The sequence below is a fragment of the Pseudomonadota bacterium genome (assembly GCA_030775045.1).
Lineage (GTDB): Bacteria > Pseudomonadota > Alphaproteobacteria > JALYJY01 > JALYJY01 > JALYJY01.
Genome location: JALYJY010000119.1, coordinates 1 through 4,481, shown reverse-complemented (window position 1 = coordinate 4,481; position 4,481 = coordinate 1). Strand labels below are relative to the sequence as shown.

The window sequence follows — 4,481 nt, the reverse complement described above, 5'->3', positions numbered from 1 at the left end:
TGGGTGAACAGGCCGGCGTCCTGGTCCGGTGGCACGTATCCGGCCTCGAAATGGACTTCCGACACGCGGGCATAGTCGCCTTTCAGGAAGCCCACCAGCATGTCCGCCAGAAAGCAACGCGTGGCCCGGTCCAGTCGGCCCATGATCCCGAAATCCACGGCTGTCAGCGTGCCCTGGTCATTGACGAACAGGTTGCCCGGATGCAGGTCCGCGTGGAAAAAGCCGTCCCGGAACACCTGCCTGAAGAAAACCAGGGCAGCGTGCTGCAGGATGGTGTCCGGGTTGTGGCCGGCCGCGCGAAGCCGGTCCACCTCGTCCACGGGAATGCCCCGGACCCTGTCCGTGGTCAGGACGCGGATCGACGTGCGGTCCCAGTCCACTGCGGGAATCCGGAATGTGGGGTCGCCCCTGAAATTTTCGGCCAGCTCGGCCGCCGCCGCCGCCTCCATGCGCAGGTTCATCTCCAGCCGTACGGTGCGGGCCATCAGGTCCACAACCTCGCCCGGTTTCAGGCGTCGCAGGTCCGGCAGCCAGCGATCGGCCATGTCCGCCAGCCACCGGAACAGCTCCAGATCCCGGCGAAAGGCCCGTTCGATGCCGGGGCGCAGGACCTTGACCGCTACCTCGCGCACAGCTCCGTCCGGCTCCCGCACTGTGGCGAAGTGCACCTGGGCGATGGAGGCCGCAGCCACAGGCACAGGATCAAAAGCTGTAAACAGGGAGGCTACCGGCTGGCCCAGTTCCTGCTCGATGGTGGCCACAGCCTGGCTGGCCGGGAAGGGAGGCAGGCGGTCCTGGAGTTCGGCCAGGTCCAGCGCAATGGCCTGGCCCAGGATATCGGGGCGCGTGGACAGGGTCTGGCCCAGTTTGACGAAACTGGGACCCAGCTGTTGCAGGGCAGCGGCCAGGCGCTGGCCCGGCTGGCGGGTGCTGTCGCGGCGGGAGATCAGGCTGGCCACCCGGCCCAGGACCGGCGATGTGCCGGCCAGGGCGTCCGGGAACAGGGCGTCGTGCCGGGCCAGGATCCGGATGACTGACAGAAGCCCTGCAGTGTGACGGATAAAACGGAACATGGCTATATGCGCCACCCGGAATGGACGGCGGCGATCCCGCCGGACAGGTTGCGCCAGCGTACATGCTGCAGCCCTGCCTGTTCCATACGCCGGGCCAGCGTGTCCTGGTCCGGGAAGCGGCGGATGCTTTCCACCAGGTAGGCGTACGACTCCCGGTCTCCGGCCACCAGCTGGCCCAGACGGGGCAGAACCTGGAAGGAATACAGGTCGTACAGCCTGTCCAGCACCGGCAGAACCACCTTGCTGAACTCCAGACAGAAAAACCGCCCGCCTGGGCGCAGGACCCGCCTCGCCTCGGCCAGGGCGGCATCCATGCGGGTTACGTTCCGCAGGCCGAAGGAAATGGTGTACACATCAGCGCAACTGTCCGGCAGGGGCAGTTTTTCCGCGTCTCCTGTCAGCCAGTCCAGGTTCTCCAGTCGCCCCCGGTCGATGGCTTTGTCGCGGCCTACGGCCATCATGCTGGTGTTGATGTCGCAGACAACAGCGCGGGCGGGAGTCTGCCCGGGCGACAGGTTCCGGTTGGAGCGCTCCAGAAAGGCGAAAGCCACGTCGCCCGTGCCGCCGGCCACGTCCACCAGAACCTGGCCGGGCCGGGGATCCATCTGGCGGATCAGGGCGGCTTTCCACAGGCGGTGCACGCCCATGGACATCAGGTCATTCATCAGGTCATAGCGCGGCGCCACGCTGTCAAAGACCTGGCGGACCAGGGATGCCTTGCGGTCCGGCTCCACGGGCCGGAATCCGAACCAGCGGGATTCATCACTGCCGGAGGCGGGATCAGAAGACTGTGTCATGACCCCCATAGTACCGGAGATCCGGTGCAGGGACCAGCCCCGTTGCCATTACGCCTTTGGGGTTGGCACCACTGGAGTGCCGTCGTTGTTCCCCGGCGTGCCAGCCAGGAGCAAGGTTTTCAGGGCAGGATTTTTCAGGTCCGCTGCAAGCTGTTCGACAGATTCCCTGTGCGATCCTGCAAGGCGCAGGAATTCCTGCGCCACCTCTGCAAGAAAGTCGTTTTTCCGGGTGGCCAGATCTCTTGTGCCGGCCTTGTCAGCCTTGCGAAGACATTCAGACAGACATGCAAGACGCTGGTCCAGGGGCAGATGTCCCCCAAGCGCTCGCAGGGCTGCATTGCGCAAGTGGCTTGCTCCGGTTTCATCCGCCAGAGTACCGGCCCGGACCAGGCAATCCACCCTGTTTTCCCAAGGCAGGGGCTGCAGGGAAACTCCCCAGGCATCAACCTCTGCCTGTCCATCTGTCAGGGCCGCCGCCAAGGCCCGGTGGTCGCATATATCAGCCCTGTCCTTGTCCTTCTTGTTTTTCGGGGTATATCCATCCAGGAAAGAGGACAACGTTTGTGCGGCGACAGAAACATAATGGATCTCTGATCGGGACAGGGCATTTCTTCCCCCATGGATCCGGAGAATCCCGGCTGCGAGCGTGGAAGCGAAGATCAGGGCTTTCGGCATGGGCCGGCCGTCTGTGTTGTCTGAAACTATCTGCGGCAGACGAGCCGATGTTGTATCCATGAGAAAATCTCCGTTCTGGTTGCCGGATCGGGGAACCTGCCGGCAGATTACACTGAAACGCTGAAAATAATCAGCCCGGGTCTTATCCGGGCACAGGGGCTGATTTTTCCCGGGGCTTTTCCGGATCCGGAAGAGACCAGGCGGTTGCCCGGTTCCGGATTTTTGCCCTCAGGTTTCTTTCCCATGGTCCAAGCTTTTCCTGATCCAGAGCGTTCTGTGCATCGCCCCATATTTTCAGTGCTGACCGTTTCAGGGGGTGGCCCTGCGGAAATTCACCCGCCGAGGCAGAAAGAAGCGCCACAATTTGTTCCGGACTGTGAAAATCTGTCATGGCCCGGGCCCAGGCATTGGCCATGAAAACCTGCATTTCAGGAGCTCTGGCGCCCAGGGAGAACGCGCAGGGAAAGGAAAGTCGTTCCCCCGGATCACCTCTCTGTTCTGCAAGATGCATATATTTCTCGGCTGTTTTTCTGACAGGGCTGTCTTTCCGGGCCACCAGATGTCCTTTTCCTGCGCTGTCCACAGCATACAGCATTGTATACAGCAGACCCAGATCCTTTTCCGTGGTCATATGCTGCAGAAAGCCTTTCAGGGTCAGGCTGATTCCAGGGGAAAAATGTCCGGTCGTGTGTTCGTCAGCGTGCCTGATGGCCATGACCAGGGAGGCTGCCACATCTTCCGGGGCCAGGAGGGCTAGGGATTGACCCCAGCGTTCCACGTCTTCAGGTGCATCAGTCACGGCTGCGATCATGGCGTGCAGCCGTGAAATTTCCGGTTCCATCTCCGACATGACTTCAGGCTGCATGACAGATGTCTGGAGGATGGCTTCTGAAGCCAGGCGGGAAGCCCGGATCCTGCCAGCCAGGGATCCTGCAAAATCCAGGATGGCCAGTCTGGCTGGCAGGGGCAGCAAGGCCAAAGATCTTTTCCAGGTATCCACATCCCCAGCGGTATCGGTCAGGGCTGCGACCATCGCCAGGGTCACCGAAGCCTCAAGCGGATGGAGGTTCTCGGCCATAAAGGTCAGGGAGGAGAGCTTCCGGGCCACAATGGCATGGACCGGCCGTTCCCTGAATCCCGTATTTTCCGGTTTGCAGGCGTGGTCAATCAGTCCGGCGGTTGCTTTTCGGGTCAAGGCCATGGCTTCAGACGCAGGGTGGGAATCGATAATCCGGAACCAGCGCTCTGCGCCTTTCGGTTCTTCCGGCTTCTGCCCTCTGGCATCGGCTGTGACCCTGACCAGCATTGTCATGAAATTCTCCGACAGGATTGAGATGTGTCCTGAGGCAGGACCTTATCCAGGCATCATGAAAGTAATCGGAAAAATATTATGTGCGGGTCCGGGGGCTGACGACCATGCAGCTCTGGCCCGCTTCTTTCAGGCGGTCACAGATCTTTCGGGCTGTGTCCTCGTCCATGTCTGTCAGCCGGGCGCGATAGATGACAGAACCGCCGGCCTGGGCTGTCATGATGACAGGCCGGGCCTCGCGCAGCAGGCCGGAGATGTTTTTCGAGACGTTCACCAGGGCTTTCTGGCCCGCTTCTTCCGAGCCATAGGCGCCCACCTGGATGCTCCACCGTTCGGGGGGAGGGAGGATGGAAGCGTCTTCCGCCGGCTCCTGTGCCGGCAGTGTTGTTACAGCGGGGGCAGGGGCTGTAGCCAATATAACAGGAAATCCGGCAGCAGCTTCGGCTGCGTCACCCTGTGACAGGGCGCTTTCTGTACTTTCCGGTCCGGGCAGGGGCGTCATCATGGCGACCGAAACTGTGGCCGGAGGCTGTGGCGCGCTCTGGGGCTTGCGGTCCGGAATATCCGGAACGGGGGAAACGGACGCTTCCTGGACCGGGGGGCGGCCGGACTGCTCAAACCCGCGGT

Annotated in this window: 5 protein-coding genes; all 5 read right to left on the bottom strand. The window is 62.1% G+C overall.

What is annotated here, in order from left to right:
* The coding region (locus tag M3O22_08695) for an AarF/UbiB family protein (protein MDP9196819.1) at nucleotides 1-1,073 on the bottom strand (1,073 nt) is incomplete at its 3' end.
* 2 nt (nucleotides 1,074-1,075) lie between these two features.
* The gene (locus M3O22_08690) at nucleotides 1,076-1,870 is read right to left on the bottom strand and encodes a class I SAM-dependent methyltransferase (protein ID MDP9196818.1); all 795 of its coding nucleotides are present in this window, start codon (nucleotides 1,868-1,870) and stop codon (nucleotides 1,076-1,078) included.
* 48 nt (nucleotides 1,871-1,918) lie between these two features.
* Nucleotides 1,919-2,605, bottom strand: coding sequence for a hypothetical protein (locus M3O22_08685; GenBank protein MDP9196817.1), 687 nt, complete (start codon nucleotides 2,603-2,605; stop codon nucleotides 1,919-1,921).
* An 82-nt stretch (nucleotides 2,606-2,687) separates the two neighbouring features.
* A complete protein-coding gene (locus M3O22_08680) occupies nucleotides 2,688-3,857 on the bottom strand; it encodes a hypothetical protein (GenBank protein MDP9196816.1) in 1,170 nt (389 codons plus the stop codon).
* Nucleotides 3,858-3,933: 76 nt separating this feature from the next.
* A partial coding sequence (locus tag M3O22_08675; protein MDP9196815.1) for an SPOR domain-containing protein occupies nucleotides 3,934-4,481 on the bottom strand: 548 nt, incomplete at its 5' end.